Consider the following 13,469-nt stretch of genomic DNA (forward strand, 5'->3'; position numbering starts at 1 on the left):
TGCAACTGTTATCCGGGGCCGCCGCCCGGCAGCTACGAAGCTGCCTGAGCGGAGAGCTTGCGGTATTCCAGAACGACGTCGATGATCCCGTACTCCTTGGCCTCCTCGGCCGTGAAGATCTTGTCGCGGTCGGTGTCCTTGCGGATGACCTCGGTGTCCTTGCCGGTGTGCCGCGACAGTGTCGTCTCCTGCAACACGCGCATTCGCTCGATCTCCTTGGCCTGGATCTCCAGGTCAGTGAACTGTCCCTGGATCACGCCGGACAGGGAGGGCTGATGGATGAGTACACGAGCGTTGGGCAACGCCATCCGCTTACCGGGAGTACCGGCGGCGAGCAGCACGGCCGCGGCCGACGCGGCCTGGCCCAGCACCACCGTGCGGATATCGGAGCGTACGTACTGCATGGTGTCGTAGATCGCCATCAACGAGGTGAACGAACCACCCGGGGAGTTGATGTACATGGTGATCTCACGGTCGGGATCCAGCGACTCGAGCACCAGCAGCTGGGCCATGATGTCGTTGGCCGAGGCGTCGTCCACCTGCACGCCGAGGAAGATGATGCGCTCCTCGAACAGCTTGTTGTACGGGTTCGACTCTTTGACACCGAAGCTCGAGTGCTCGATGAACGAGGGCAGGATGTAGCGCGCTTGGGGCGCCAACTCGGGGTTGAGGTGCTTCGAGATCACTTGGATGCTCCCTTGCTGCCGTTGAGATCGCCGCGGGTGATGATCTTGTCGACGAACCCGTACTCCAATGCCTCCGGCGCGGTGAACCAGCGGTCGCGGTCCGAATCGGCCTCGATCTGTTCGACACTCTTGCCGGTGAATTCGGCGTTGAGGCGGAACATTTCCTTCTTGATGACCGTGAACTGCTCGGCCTGAATGGCGATATCGGAGGCGCTACCGGTGACACCACCGAGCGGCTGGTGCATGAGGATGCGGGCGTGCGGCAGCGCGTGGCGCTTGCCCTTGGTACCGGCCGCCAACAGGAACTCACCCATCGAGGCCGCCATGCCCATCGCGTAGGTGGCGATATCGCACTCCGACAGCTCCATGGTGTCGAAGATCGCCATGCCAGCGCTGATCGACCCACCGGGCGAGTTGATGTACAGGTGGATGTCCTTGGTGGGGTCCTCGGCCGTCAGCAGCAGGATCTGCGCGCACAGCTTGTTGGCGATGTCGTCGTCCACCTGCTGGCCCAGGAAAATGATGCGCTCGGAGAGCAGACGCTCATACACCGAGTCGATCAGGTTGAGCCCGGCTGTCGCCGAACGCATTTCAGTCACTATGCAACCTGCCTTCGTCTAGCTCTTCGGGGTTCGTATGAAACCAATCTTGAGAACCACTTTGCGTACTGCCGACATTAACCAACATCGGCCGCTGCGCACTCCCCGCCACGGGCGAGTTCGCTCAGAGCGTGACGCGGACTATTCGCCGTCCTCGTCCTTGCTCTTCTTCTTGGCCTTCTTCTCGGCCTTATCGGACTTGTCCTCGTCCTTGGTGTCCTTGGCCTTCTTCTTGGCCTTCTCCGCCTTGTCCTCGGTCTCGGCACCGGCCTCGTCGGCTCCACCGCGACGCGGTCCCAGCACGGCGTCAACATCGACATCGGCACCGGTGGAGTCGGTCACCTTTGCCTGGCGGATCACCTCGGCGATGGCCTTGCCGCGTCGCACGTCGACGTACAACCCGGGCAGCTGCTGCTGCTGGGTGAGGTACTGCACCAGCTGCTGCGGCTCGATGCCGTACTGGCGCGACATGAGCACCAGACGCTCGGTGAGGTCCTGCTGGTCGACGTTGATGTCGAACTTGTCGGCGATCACGTCGAGCAGCAGTTCGGTCTTGATGGACTTGGTCGCGGACTCGCGCATGTCCTTGTCGAACTCTTCACGCGAGGTACCCTGCTCAGCCAGCAGCTCGTTGAGGCGCTCCTCGTCGTGATCCAGACCGTGAACGGCCTCGTGCAGGCTGTTGCCGATCTGCTCCTCGAGGATCTTCTCCGGCACCGGAATCTCGATCTTGTCGAGCAGCGCGGTGATGGTCTCGTCGCGGATCTCGTCGGCCTGGGCGATGCGCTTGCGGCCCTTCACCTGCTCGACGAGGCTGTCCTTGAGCTCGCCGATGGTGTCGAATTCACTTGCCAGCTGGGCGAAATCGTCGTCGGCCGCGGGCAGCTCGCGCTCCTTGATGGAACCGACCTTGACGGTGACCTCAGCCTCTTGCCCGGCGAATTCGCCGGCCGCCAGCTTGGTGGTGAACACCTTCTCCTCGCCGGCCTTCAGGCCGATGATGGCCTCGTCCAGGCCGTCGATCAGCTGTCCGGAGCCGATCTCGTGCGACAGACCGGTGGTCGCGGCTTCCTCGACCTCCTTGCCGTCAACGGTGGCCGACAGGTCGATCGAGACGAAGTCGCCGTTCTCGGCGGCACGCTCCACGCCCTTGAGGGTTCCGAACCGCGCACGCAACGCGTCCAGCTCGCCCTCGACCTCGGAATCCTCGACGGTGACGGGCTCGACGGTGACGGCCACGGTGCTCAGGTCGGGCAGCTCGATCTCCGGGCGCACATCCACCTCTGCGGTGAAGGTCAGCTCCTGGCCGTCCTCGATCTTGGTGACCTCGATCTCGGGCTGGCCGAGCGGCTTGACGTCGGAGGCGGTGACGGCCTCGCTGTAGCGGGCGGGCAGAGCCGAGTTGACGACCTGCTCCAACACGGCGGCACGGCCGACGCGGGCCTCGAGCAGCTTCGCGGGAGCCTTGCCGGGCCGGAATCCGGGCAGACGAACCTGCTGAGCCAGTTCTTTGTACGCCTTGGAGAAATCCGGTTCGAGCTCTGCGAAGGGAACCTCGACGTTGATGCGAACCCGGGTCGGGCTCAGCTTTTCGACGGTGCTCTTCACGTGCGGTGACTCCTTCAGTCGTTCCTAATAGGCACAGCAGATCGTCCTGACCTGCGGTTCTTCGTGCTGTCGTGCTGTCGGGGTGACAGGATTTGAACCTGCGACCCTCCGCTCCCAAAGCGGATGCGCTACCAAGCTGCGCTACACCCCGTCGGACCTGCGTCCATACTTCCGGCAAGACGAGGCGATCTTACGGCCTCAACATGCAACGGTATGAATTGGATTTGATCCGCCCCGGCGCTGTACATTCGTCAACGCGTGCGGGACAACCTCGCACGCATGCGGGTGTAGCTCAATGGTAGAGCCCTAGTCTTCCAAACTAGCTACGCGGGTTCGATTCCCGTCACCCGCTCCACACATCAGTACGGTGGGTGCCATGGAAATCATCCTGGGCCTGCTTCTTGTCGGCGTGATCGTCGGCGGCGCGATCATCTACACACAGGGGTCGAACCGCAGGCGTGGCGAGCAGCTCGAAGACGCCAAGGCCGACGCTCGCCGCGTCACCGAGCGTCTGGGTGGACAGGTTCTGGGTCTGGGCGGAACCGACGACGCTTCCCGTCAGGCACTCGCCGACGCCTCTGAGCGCTACACCGCCGCATCCTCGGCCATCGAGCAGGCTCGCACCCCCTCGCAGGCGGCACTTGCCAAAGAGAGCGCCATCGAGGGCCTCTACTACGTGCGGGCGGCTCGACTTGCCATGGGCATGGACCCGGGTCCAGAACTCCCCTCGACCGCCGGGCAGAGCCGGGCCGGCTCGGTCACTGAAGAGCGGCGCATCAACTTCGAGGGTCGTGACATCGAGGCCTCCCCGGAGCCATCGGGCCGCACCCCCAACTACTACCCCGGCGGCACGGTCGCGGGGCGTCCGGTTCCTGCCGGCTGGTACTCCGAGCCATGGTGGAAACCCGCCCTCGTCGCCGGTGCCTGGGGCGTGGGTTCCGCACTGCTGTTCAACTCGCTCTTCTCCGGTATGCACGGCGTGGGATACGGCGCACAAGGCTTCGAAAGCGGCTTCGGCCAAGGGTATTCGGACGGCTATGACGCCGGGCGCAATGCCGGAAACGAGAGCGGAGTGGACCAAACAGGCTGGGATCAGGGGTCAGGCGCCGATCAAGGCGGCTGGGATCAGAGCGGTGGCGGTTGGGACCAAAGTGGGGGCGGTTGGGACGGCGGCGGCTGGGATAGCGGCGGCGGCGACTTCGGTGGCGATTTCGGAGACTTCTAGGACTCCAGGGATAGCTACCGCGCCTGGATGGGCACATTGGGCGTGAGCAGAATGGGCGCGAAGGTCTCACGCGCCAAGGCCCGCACCTCTTCGGTGTTGCTGAGGTCGATGGTGGTCGCGGGCGCGGCCAGGTATCCCAACACCAGGTGAATGAGGACATCGACCTGTCGCCCGGAATCTCCCGGCGGAATGCGCCCTTCCTCGCGCATCTGGTCGATCTGAGCCACGAGATAGATCCGCGCCAGCTCTATCGGAGCTGGATCGCCCTGAGTGATCGCTTCTATCGCAGTCATCCGGGCCACGAGCGAATCACCGCGCAGCAGAGGATGATTCACAACCTCGATACAGACCGCGAACCCCTCGGCAACCCGCTCGCCAATATCGTCGAAACCACCCGCACGCTCCTGCAGCTCGTCCAGGAACTTTTGCATTTCTTGAGTGAGCGCCCGCTCGAATAACTGGTCCTTACTGGAAAAACGCCGAAATACCGTGGCGCGGCCCACTTTCGCGCGCCGCGCCACCTCGTCGATAGTGGCCGTCTGGGTGCCCCGCTCGGCGAGCACCTCAATGGCAGCGTCCAGCAACCGGGTCTCGATATCGTCAGGTTCGGGGTGCGAGCCAAGTCCGCGGACCGCGCGCGCCATGAGCTTTCCCAGTGGCGCACCCGGTCGCGTCATAACCTCCCCTTTCGGGTTATTGGTACTCGCCGTCCCATTCAGTGCAGTTTACAGCCGGTTGCGTCATCGCGGCGGTCATCAGCGAATTTGACATGACGGGCACCAGAACAGATTTCGCGCGTCCATCTCCGCGGTGAGGATGGGTGTTCCACAGACGCGGCACGGTGCGCCCGCACGCCGGTACACATAGGTCCGGGGGCGATCCGGGGCGTATGACGGATCGCCACGATCGTGTTCGGGATCCACGATGACGATCTTGCCGACCCGCAGCCCCACCCGCATCCGGTCCACCAGCTCACCCCAGAGCGCCACGAGTTGTTCTGGATCCAGCCGGCTGCCTTCCCGGTACGGGTCGATTCGCTGACGGAACAGCACCTCGCTGCGATACACGTTGCCCACGCCGGCCATCACCTTTTGATCCATCAGCAGTGCGCCGATTGGCCTGTGTGACTTAGCAATCCGCTCAAATGCGGGCGACGGATCGGACCGGGGACGCAGCGGGTCTGGGCCGAGACGGGCCAGAATCGCGTCGACCTGTGGAGCGTCGATCAGCTCACACGCCGTCGCACCACGCAGGTCGGTACCGAACTCGGACCCCTCGATACGCATCCGCACCTGACCGATGGGCAGACCCATCGGCACCGGCAGTTCGGTGAAGGTGCCGTACAGCCCCAAGTGGACGTGCACAACGCCTGCCGGACCGTAGTCGTGGAACAGGTGCTTGCCCCAGGCATGCGCCTTGACGAAGGTGCGCCCGTTGACCGCCGCCGCGCCCTCGGTGAACCGCCCCTGCGGGCTGCTCACCGATACCGGCGAACCGGCGAACCGGCGCTGATGCAACCGGGCCAGCCGGTGCAGGGTATGCCCCTCCGGCACAAGCGTTTACGCGCTAGCGCCCGGTACCGGCGGCGCTTCGTGGGTAGCCTCATACGCGGCCAGAATGTCGATGCGGCGCTGATGGCGCGGCTCCTCCGACCACGTGGCCGTCAGGAACGCGTCGACAATGGCGAGGGCTTCCGGCTCGGTGTGCATCCGGCCGCCAATCCCGATCAGCTGCGCGTTGTTGTGCTCGCGCGCCAACACCGCGGTCTCCAGGCTCCACGCCAGCGCACAGCGGGCACCCGGAACCTTGTTGGCGGCAATCTGCTCACCGTTACCCGAACCGCCCAGCACAATGCCGAGGCTGCCCGGATCGGCGACGGTGCGCCGGGCCGCATCGATACAGAACGCCGGGTAATCGTCCTGCGGATCCAGCTCAAAGGCACCACAGTCCACCGGCTCGTGACCGCGGCCACGAAGATGCTCGATGATCTTCTGCTTCAACTCGTATCCGGCGTGATCGGCTCCCACATAGACGCGCATGCCCCAATTGTGACAGCCGCGTTGTGCCAGGTTGCCCTGCGGTCGGTTACCGTGGCGCGCATGTACCCGGTCGGACTGCCCCAGTACACCTATCCCCCGCGCCGCCATCCGTGGGAGATCGGGTTGCTCGTCGTCGTGATCCTGTTCACGGTGCTGCTGTACGTCGGCGCGATTTTCGGCATCATCAGCTTTCTCGCAGATCCCGAGCACGTCCAGCTGAACATCATCATCCTGGCGCTGGCCGCCACCCCCCTGACCCTGTTCATCGGTCGAGGCATTCTCTACGGGCAGCAGCGGGTCAATGGCGTGAAAATGTCGCCCACCCAGTTCCCTGAGGGATACGCGATGGTGGTCGAGGCCGCGCAGCGGTTCGGCCTACACGAGATACCCGACGCCTACGTGGTGCTGGGCAACGGTCAGATCAACGCGTTCGCCAGCGGGCACGGCTTCCGTCGATTCGTCGTCGTCTACAGCGACCTGTTCGAGATCGGGGGTGACGCCCGGGACCCGGAAGCCCTGGCCTTCATCATCGGCCACGAGGTCGGGCATATCGCTGCCGGGCACGCGTCGTACTGGCGCCAGTTCGCTCAGACGGCGATGAACTTCGTCCCGTTCTTGGGTACATCGCTGTCGCGGTCCATGGAGTACACCGCCGACAACCACGGATACTCCATGCGCCCTACCGGAATTCAGGGTGCCATTGGGGTCATGGCGGCCGGCAAGTACCTGCTCAAGCGGGTCGAATTCGACACCCTGGCCAACCGCGCAACCCTGGAAACGGGATTCTTCGTCTGGCTGGTCAACATGCTCTCCAGCCACCCCGTGCACACCTGGCGGGCGGCGGCGCTGCGGAACCGGCAGCAGGCCGGATCGTTGTTCTTCCGACCCAAGCTGCTGCCGCCGACTCCCATTCCTCCGGTGCCGCCGGTACTACCGCCCGCACCGCCGCCGATCCCGCACGGCTACATGCCGCTTCAGCAGGGGTACACGTACGACAATCCCCCGCCGCGCTACTAGTCGAACGTCGGCGGCTCGGTGCGCGTGCGCTTGAGCTCGAAGAAGTGCGGGTACGAGGCGAAGATCACCGACGCGTCCCACAGCTTTCCGGCCTCTTCGCCGCGCGGGATCTTGGAGATCACCGGGCCGAAGAAAGCCACGCCGTTGACGTGGATGGTCGGGGTACCGACGTCCGGGCCCACCTTGTCCATGCCTGCGTGGTGGCTGACGCGCAGGGCCTCGTCGTAGTCGGTCGACTCGGCGGCGTCGGCAAGCTCCGCCGGCAGACCCACCTCGGCGAGGGATTCGGCGATGACGGCAGGCAGATCCTTGTTGTCCTGGTTGTGGATCCGGGTACCCATGGCGGTGTACAGCGGCTCCAGGATTTCCTGACCCTTGGCCTGCTCGGCGGCAATCGCAACCCGTACCGGCCCCCAGGCCGTCTTCATCAGTTCCTGATAGCGCTCCGGCAGATCGTCGCGCCCCTCGTTGAGAACCGCAAGGCTCATCACCCGGAACTTGACCTCGATATCGCGAACCTTCTGGACCTCCAGAATCCACCGCGAAGTGATCCAGCACCACGGACATAGCGGGTCAAACCAGAACTCGGCGAGGTCCTTCTTGCCTGCAGACATAACGCGCCTTTCGCATATGAGTTGGGTGGGACGGGTCTCCGTCCATCCCAACTCACCATCCTGCCGTCGTGTTCCCGCCGCCACCAGTGGCTACCCCCACCCCTTCCGCGCTGCACCCGCTACGTTGGGTACGTGGCACTCCCTAACCTCACCCGTGACCAGGCCGCGGCCCGCGCCGCTGCGATCGACGTCGAGCATTACGCAATCACCCTCGACCTCACCAATGGCGAAGGTGGTCCGAGCGAAGAGACCTTCCACTCGTCGACCACCGTCACCTTTACCGCGCAACCGGGGACATCGACGGTCATTGATATCGCCGCCCGCACGGTGCGCCGTGTCGAACTCAACGGCAGCGAGCTGGACGTCAGCAGCTACGACGAGGAGCAGGGCATCACGCTGCCCGAGCTCTCCGCCACCAACACCGTGGTGGTCGAGGCCGACTGCGAATACTCGCACACCGGTGAGGGCTTGCACCGCTTCGTGGACCCGGTCGATGATGAGGTGTATCTCTATTCGCAGTTCGAAACCGCCGACGCCAAGCGGATGTTCGCCTGCTTCGACCAGCCCGACCTCAAGGCCACCTTCGATGTCACGGTGACCGCCCCGGCCCACTGGCAGGTGATCTCCAACGGTGGGCCCCTGTCGGTCGCCGACGGCGTGCACACCTTCGCGACCACCCCGAAGATGAGCACCTACCTGGTGGCCTTGATCGCCGGGCCATACGCACGCTGGAACGATGCGTACTCCGATGACCACGGCACCATCGATCTCGGCATCTACTGCCGCGCCTCGCTGTCGGAATTCATGGACGCCGATCGCCTGTTCACCGAAACCAAGCAGGGATTTGGCTTCTACCACAAGAATTTTGGAGTTCCGTATGCCTTCGGCAAGTACGACCAGCTGTTCGTACCGGAGTTCAACGCGGGCGCGATGGAGAACGCCGGCGCGGTGACATTCCTGGAGGACTACGTCTTCCGTTCCAAGGTCACCAAGTACTCCTACGAGCGCCGCGCCGAGACCGTGCTGCACGAGATGGCGCACATGTGGTTCGGCGACCTGGTCACCATGCGCTGGTGGGATGACCTGTGGCTCAACGAATCTTTCGCGACGTTCGCGTCGGTGCTGTGCCAGGCCGAGGCCACCGAGTACACCGAGGCGTGGACCACCTTCGCCAACGTCGAGAAGTCGTGGGCGTATCGCCAAGACCAGCTGCCCTCCACTCACCCGGTGGCCGCCGATATCCCGGACCTGGCCGCCGTCGAGGTGAACTTCGACGGCATCACCTACGCCAAGGGCGCCAGCGTGCTCAAACAACTTGTGGCGTATGTCGGTTTGGAGAACTTCCTGTCGGGTCTGCGCGCGTACTTCACGGCACACGCTTTCGGCAACGCGACCTTCGACGACCTGCTGGGCGCACTGGAAGAGGCGTCGGGACGCGACCTCTCAGACTGGGGCACCCAGTGGCTCAAGACCACCGGACTGAACACGCTGTCGCCTGACTTCGAGGTCGATGCCGACGGGAAGTTCACGCGCTTTGCCGTCAAACAGTCCGGCGCCGCGCCGGGTGCCGGCGAGACCCGCGTGCACCGCCTGGCGGTCGGGGTCTACGACGACGTCGACGGTAAGCTGGTGCGGACCCATCGCGAGGAACTTGACGTCGAGGGTCCCACGACGGATGTTCCTGCGCTGGTTGGTGTTTCCCGCGGCAAGTTGATCCTCGTCAACGACGACGACCTGACCTACTGCTCGCTGCGGCTCGATGACGAGTCCCTGGAGACGGTGCTGTCACGGATCGCCGATATCGCCGAGCCGCTGCCGCGCACGTTGGCATGGTCGGCCGCCTGGGAGATGACCCGCGAGGCCGAGCTACGAGCTCGTGACTTCGTGGCACTGGTGTCCTCCGGTGTGCACGCGGAGTCCGAAGTCGGTGTGGCACAGCGTCTGCTCCTGCAGGCCCAGACGGCGCTGAGCTCGTATGTGGAACCGCAGTGGGCACGCGAGCACGGCTGGCCTGCCTTCGCCGACCGGCTGCTGGAGCTGGCCCGCGCCGCCGAGCCGGGCTCGGATCATCAGCTGGCCTTCGTGAACGCCTTCACCAACTCGGTGTTGTCGGCCGGACACACCGTGGTGCTGCAGGCGCTGCTGGACTCCGATCCGGCGACGCTGGATCTGCCCGGCCTGACAGTGGACACCGACCTGCGTTGGCGGATCGTCAACGCGCTGGCCGCATCCGGCGCGTTGGAGCCGGACGCATCGGTGTTCATCGACGCGGAGCTGGAGCGCGACCAGACCGCCGCGGGTAAGCGCCAGGCGGCGCAGGCCCGTGCGGCCCGGCCCGTGGCCGAGGTGAAGGAGGCCGCGTGGAAGCAGGTCATCGAGGATGACTCCCTGCCGAACATCACCGCACGCTCGGTGATCGCGGGAATCGTGCAGCCCGGACAGGCCGAGCTGTTGGCGCCGTTCGCCAGCCGCTACTTCGATGCCATCGAGAAGGTGTGGGCGCGCCGTTCCAGCGAAGTGGCCCAGACCGTGGTGATCGGCCTGTACCCGTCCTGGGACATTTCATCGGAAGCCGTTCAGCAGTCGGACGGCTTCTTGGCCAAGGAGATTCCGTCGGCGCTGCGCCGTCTGGTTTCCGAGGGCCGCGCGGGGATCGTCAGGTCACTGCGGGCCCGCGAGTTCGACGCTCAGTAACTTCGCACCGAGCGTGAAGCTATTGCGGGATTCCGGCTGGTTTCCCGCAATAGCTTCACTGTCGGCTGGCCAGGGCTTCACATACCCGGCGAATGATGTCGTCGGGGTGGTCCTCGGCGACCACTCTGACGATCAGCCAGCCCAGGCCGTCGAGCATTTCCAGCCGCGTGATGTCCTTGCGGTATTGCCGACGGTCGCTGCGGTGCTGATCCCCGTCGTACTCGACGCCAACCATGACGTCTTCCCAGCCCATATCGATGTACGCCAGCGCCACGAAATCGCCGTTGTGCACCAAGATCTGGGTGGTCACGGGTGCAAGCCCGGCATCGCGAAGCAATAGCCGCAGCCAGGTCTCCTTGGGCGACTGCGCACCGGCGTCCACCAGATCGAAGGCAGCACGCGCCCGGCGGATTCCACGCATCCCGCCATGCCTGGACGCGAGCTCGAACATCTCGGAGATCTTGAGCTCGGTCGCGCGGCACAGCGCGTCGATCGCGGCCACCGCCGGCCCCCGGCGATAGCGACAAGCAAGGTCGAGGGCGGTGCGCGCGACAGTGGTGACCCGCATGCCATCGACCACGCAGATCTCGTCGGGTGAGATATCCCCCGACCAGACGATGATTCCCGGCTGCCGATGCCGATTGCCGTGGATCACCTCGGCGTTGCGCGCCGAATCCACCCACCGTGCGCCATGTAACGCGGATGCCGAGTGGCCGGCAAGAATTCCGCTTCGCCCCGTCCACAACCAGCAGGCACGCGCGCGCACGCGCGGTGTGAGCTCCGTACCGGGTGGCAGATAGACGTCACGATGTAGGGCCACAAAGCGGGTGCGTAGGGCATGCGGCGTCAGCCGGCCGGATCTGATCGCCTCACTGCCCAGAAATGGTTCCCCATGCGGGCAGTGTGCGCTTACCCGCTGACATGCAACGAGCGTGAAGCCACTGCGGGAAATGGACTCAAATCTCGCAACAGCTTCACGCTCGACACAAAGCGGTGCGCGGGGACCCGCGCGAAGAACTAGGGACGGGCGATGGCGGCGCTCATGACACGCACCGCGCTGATGATCCCGTCGAGCAGGTTGCCCTCTTTGAAGGACGCCAACGCTGCGGCAACACCAAGATCGGCGGCCGATTCGGCCCCGCGTCCCTTGAGTCCCTCGCCGTAGACGACCTCCACGACGTGCTGGTCCGGAGAAACGGCGATCAGCACGGCTTCGTCAGGCGTCGGCACCTCGAGGAACACCTCACGGGCGCCCTTGTTGGTGTCGTTGCCCAGGTCACCGATGTACACGGAGAAGCGGGCCTTCGACGAGCGACTGCCGTACGTCAGAGCGTCGTCCAACGTCGCCAGCTCGTAGTTGGGGAACGGGTACTTAACCGACAGTTCGCCAGGCTCGGTAACACCCGAGAGGCGTCCACTTACGGTCTCGGCCCAGCCGCGGGGCAACTGGGCGGGAGCAGTCTTGGTGACCTCACCACTTGCCACTTGCGGACCCTCCAATCGCCTCGACGCCGGCATGGCCATGGCCGTGCCCGTGACTATCACCGATGTTCTCGTCGACGGCAGCCCACAGGATCGGGGCATGCGTCCAGCCGTCGTTCATGTTGTAAGTCGCGGGGTGCGGCCCCTTCTTGCGCATCGTCCACAGGCCGACGAGCACGAGGAAGACCGGTGCGATCAGGGCTACCCAGACCGGCATCCCGATGTATGTGGGGCTGTTGAGGAAGCTCACAATGCAAACCGTAGCCGATGCGTCATGCCGCACCCTCGCCTAGGTATCGCACCCACGCCGGGTCCAGTTCCTTGACCGACGACAGCAGCCGCCAATGTTGGCCCTTGGGCGGCATCGGCGTGGTGTGTAGCGACCAGCCCAACTCCGCCAACAACCGGTCGGCCTTGCGGTGATTACAGGACGAACAGCAGGCCACACAGTTCTCCCAGGAGTGCGTGCCGCCCTTGCTGCGCGGAATCACATGGTCGATCGTGTCGGCCCGTCCACCGCAGTAGGCGCAACGGAACCGGTCGCGATGCATCAACGCGGCCCGCGTCATCGGAACCCGCGCCCGGTAGGGCACCCGCACAAAGGTGCGCAGTCTGATCACCGACGGGACCGCCACCGACGTGGTAGCGGAATGAATGATGGGGGCAGCGGGATCGTCGTGCACCACATCGGCCTTACCGCACAGCAGCATGATCACGGCGCGACGCATCGGCAGCGCGGTGAGTGGCTCATACGTGGAGTTCAGCAATAACACGCGACGCCGGCCCCATAGGGAACCGGCGTCGTTGGACTGCTGCGGGGGCATCGCCCCAGGCATCCTGCTTTCAAGGACTCCTGGGACGCTGTGCAGTATTCGGGCCGTCCCGTTTTGGGTCGGCCCAGCGCTGGCACTGTTGTGCCGGTGCCCACGGCTCTTCTTCTGGTGCGCCATTACCACCAGTGCACCACGATTCGGCGGTCTTCGCACGACAATTTGCACTGTGTTCCCAGGTCAATCCAATGAACATCACGTGACCAACCCCGCTGACCGGCCAAAGGACGTACCGGCACAATGACCAGCACAATGGACAATGTGGCAGCCCCAACCCCTGAAAACTTCTACGACGCCGTCGGTGGCGCCACCACTTTCCACGCGATTGTGGCCCGCTTCTACGAGCTCGTTGCCGACGACGAGGTGCTGCGTCCGCTGTACCCGGAGGAAGACCTCACCGGTGCCGAGGATCGCCTGCGAATGTTCCTCGAGCAGTATTGGGGCGGCCCCCGCACCTACTCAGACCAGCGGGGACATCCCCGGCTGCGGATGCGTCACGCGCCGTTTCGGATCGGCCCCATCGAACGCGACGCGTGGTTGCGCTGCATGCGCACCGCCGTCGACTCCGTCGACCGAAATACCCTCGACGACGACCATCGTGCCCAGCTGTGGAGCTACCTGGAAATGGCGGCGCAGTCAATGGTCAATTCACCGTTCTGACAGTCGATCGCGATT

At 64.6% G+C, this 13,469-nt stretch carries 15 protein-coding genes and 2 tRNA genes; 5 read left to right on the forward strand and 12 right to left on the reverse strand.

Features of this window, described 5'->3' with window-relative positions:
* Nucleotides 1-32: 32 nt before the first annotated feature.
* From BKG76_RS02205 to BKG76_RS02220, 4 genes are all read right to left on the reverse strand, one after another.
* Nucleotides 33-686, reverse strand: coding sequence for an ATP-dependent Clp protease proteolytic subunit (locus BKG76_RS02205; protein WP_070935584.1), 654 nt, complete (start codon nucleotides 684-686; stop codon nucleotides 33-35).
* A complete protein-coding gene (locus BKG76_RS02210) occupies nucleotides 683-1,276 on the reverse strand; it encodes an ATP-dependent Clp protease proteolytic subunit (protein ID WP_109398847.1) in 594 nt (197 codons plus the stop codon). Before BKG76_RS02210 ends, BKG76_RS02205 begins: the two co-directional genes overlap by 4 nt.
* Nucleotides 1,277-1,426: 150 nt before the next feature.
* Nucleotides 1,427-2,893: a trigger factor gene (tig, locus tag BKG76_RS02215; protein WP_070935586.1), complete on the reverse strand. Its 1,467-nt coding sequence runs from the start codon at nucleotides 2,891-2,893 to the stop codon at nucleotides 1,427-1,429.
* A gap of 77 nt (nucleotides 2,894-2,970) precedes the next feature.
* A tRNA-Pro gene (locus tag BKG76_RS02220) sits at nucleotides 2,971-3,044 on the reverse strand.
* Nucleotides 3,045-3,174: 130 nt separating this feature from the next.
* Between BKG76_RS02220 and BKG76_RS02225 the strand changes: the two genes are divergently transcribed.
* Nucleotides 3,175-3,248: transfer RNA gene (locus tag BKG76_RS02225), tRNA-Gly, on the forward strand.
* 21 nt (nucleotides 3,249-3,269) lie between these two features.
* On the forward strand, nucleotides 3,270-4,118 hold the full coding sequence (locus BKG76_RS02230; RefSeq protein WP_070935588.1) for a hypothetical protein: 849 nt from the start codon (nucleotides 3,270-3,272) through the stop codon (nucleotides 4,116-4,118).
* A 14-nt stretch (nucleotides 4,119-4,132) separates the two neighbouring features.
* Here BKG76_RS02230 and BKG76_RS02235 read toward each other — a convergent pair whose 3' ends face one another.
* The 3 genes from BKG76_RS02235 to BKG76_RS02245 form a co-directional block, all read right to left on the reverse strand.
* Nucleotides 4,133-4,795 (reverse strand): TetR/AcrR family transcriptional regulator, encoded by a 663-nt coding sequence (locus tag BKG76_RS02235; RefSeq protein WP_070935590.1) that lies wholly within the window; start codon nucleotides 4,793-4,795, stop codon nucleotides 4,133-4,135.
* Nucleotides 4,796-4,873: 78 nt separating this feature from the next.
* Nucleotides 4,874-5,671 (reverse strand): Fpg/Nei family DNA glycosylase, encoded by a 798-nt coding sequence (locus BKG76_RS02240; protein WP_070935592.1) that lies wholly within the window; start codon nucleotides 5,669-5,671, stop codon nucleotides 4,874-4,876.
* A 6-nt stretch (nucleotides 5,672-5,677) separates the two neighbouring features.
* Nucleotides 5,678-6,157, reverse strand: coding sequence for a ribose-5-phosphate isomerase (locus tag BKG76_RS02245; RefSeq protein WP_070935597.1), 480 nt, complete (start codon nucleotides 6,155-6,157; stop codon nucleotides 5,678-5,680).
* Nucleotides 6,158-6,217: 60 nt separating this feature from the next.
* Here BKG76_RS02245 and BKG76_RS02250 point away from each other — a divergent pair, with 60 nt between their 5' ends.
* Nucleotides 6,218-7,174, forward strand: a complete 957-nt coding sequence (locus BKG76_RS02250) for a M48 family metallopeptidase (protein WP_070936801.1) — start codon at nucleotides 6,218-6,220, stop codon at nucleotides 7,172-7,174.
* Here BKG76_RS02250 and BKG76_RS02255 read toward each other — a convergent pair.
* Nucleotides 7,171-7,788 carry a mycothiol-dependent nitroreductase Rv2466c family protein gene (locus BKG76_RS02255; protein ID WP_070935600.1) on the reverse strand — a complete coding sequence of 206 codons (618 nt, stop codon included), beginning with the start codon at nucleotides 7,786-7,788 and terminating at the stop codon, nucleotides 7,171-7,173. The two genes, BKG76_RS02250 and BKG76_RS02255, sit on opposite strands and share 4 nt — an antisense overlap.
* Nucleotides 7,789-7,920: 132 nt before the next feature.
* Between BKG76_RS02255 and pepN the strand changes: the two genes are divergently transcribed.
* The gene (gene pepN / locus BKG76_RS02260; protein WP_070935602.1) at nucleotides 7,921-10,482 is read left to right on the forward strand and encodes an aminopeptidase N; all 2,562 of its coding nucleotides are present in this window, start codon (nucleotides 7,921-7,923) and stop codon (nucleotides 10,480-10,482) included.
* 55 nt (nucleotides 10,483-10,537) lie between these two features.
* Here the strand turns inward: pepN and BKG76_RS02265 are convergent, their stop codons facing one another.
* The 4 genes from BKG76_RS02265 to BKG76_RS02280 form a co-directional block, all read right to left on the reverse strand.
* Complete coding sequence (locus BKG76_RS02265) at nucleotides 10,538-11,362, reverse strand: hypothetical protein (RefSeq protein ID WP_070935605.1); 825 nt, start codon at nucleotides 11,360-11,362, stop codon at nucleotides 10,538-10,540.
* A 137-nt stretch (nucleotides 11,363-11,499) separates the two neighbouring features.
* Entirely contained in the window at nucleotides 11,500-11,967 is a 468-nt protein-coding gene (locus BKG76_RS02270) for a DUF5130 domain-containing protein (RefSeq protein ID WP_070935607.1), read from the reverse strand.
* Entirely contained in the window at nucleotides 11,954-12,214 is a 261-nt protein-coding gene (gene ctaJ, locus BKG76_RS02275; protein WP_078278480.1) for an aa3-type cytochrome oxidase subunit CtaJ, read from the reverse strand. Before ctaJ ends, BKG76_RS02270 begins: the two co-directional genes overlap by 14 nt.
* Before the next feature lie 22 nt (nucleotides 12,215-12,236).
* Nucleotides 12,237-12,788 carry an HNH endonuclease gene (locus tag BKG76_RS02280; RefSeq protein WP_109420529.1) on the reverse strand — a complete coding sequence of 184 codons (552 nt, stop codon included), beginning with the start codon at nucleotides 12,786-12,788 and terminating at the stop codon, nucleotides 12,237-12,239.
* A gap of 258 nt (nucleotides 12,789-13,046) precedes the next feature.
* On the opposite strand from BKG76_RS02280, the gene BKG76_RS02285 reads away from it, so the two are divergent.
* A complete protein-coding gene (locus BKG76_RS02285) occupies nucleotides 13,047-13,454 on the forward strand; it encodes a globin (RefSeq protein ID WP_070935614.1) in 408 nt (135 codons plus the stop codon).
* Nucleotides 13,455-13,469: the final 15 nt, after the last annotated feature.

Origin of the sequence: Mycobacteroides franklinii (assembly GCF_001853795.1) — a bacterium.
Classification (GTDB): domain Bacteria; phylum Actinomycetota; class Actinomycetes; order Mycobacteriales; family Mycobacteriaceae; genus Mycobacterium; species Mycobacterium franklinii.

Bases quoted from the DNA above. Each gene is read 5' to 3' on its own strand.
- BKG76_RS02210 (WP_109398847.1), bottom strand. From the start codon at position 1,276: ATGCGTTCGGCGACAGCCGGGCTCAACCTGATCGACTCGGTGTATGAG.
- BKG76_RS02230 (WP_070935588.1), top strand. From the start codon at position 3,270: ATGGAAATCATCCTGGGCCTGCTTCTTGTCGGCGTGATCGTCGGCGGC.
- BKG76_RS02235 (WP_070935590.1), bottom strand. From the start codon at position 4,795: ATGACGCGACCGGGTGCGCCACTGGGAAAGCTCATGGCGCGCGCGGTC.
- BKG76_RS02245 (WP_070935597.1), bottom strand. From the start codon at position 6,157: ATGCGCGTCTATGTGGGAGCCGATCACGCCGGATACGAGTTGAAGCAG.
- BKG76_RS02250 (WP_070936801.1), top strand. From the start codon at position 6,218: ATGTACCCGGTCGGACTGCCCCAGTACACCTATCCCCCGCGCCGCCAT.
- BKG76_RS02255 (WP_070935600.1), bottom strand. From the start codon at position 7,788: ATGTCTGCAGGCAAGAAGGACCTCGCCGAGTTCTGGTTTGACCCGCTA.
- BKG76_RS02280 (WP_109420529.1), bottom strand. From the start codon at position 12,788: ATGCCCCCGCAGCAGTCCAACGACGCCGGTTCCCTATGGGGCCGGCGT.
- BKG76_RS02285 (WP_070935614.1), top strand. From the start codon at position 13,047: ATGGACAATGTGGCAGCCCCAACCCCTGAAAACTTCTACGACGCCGTC.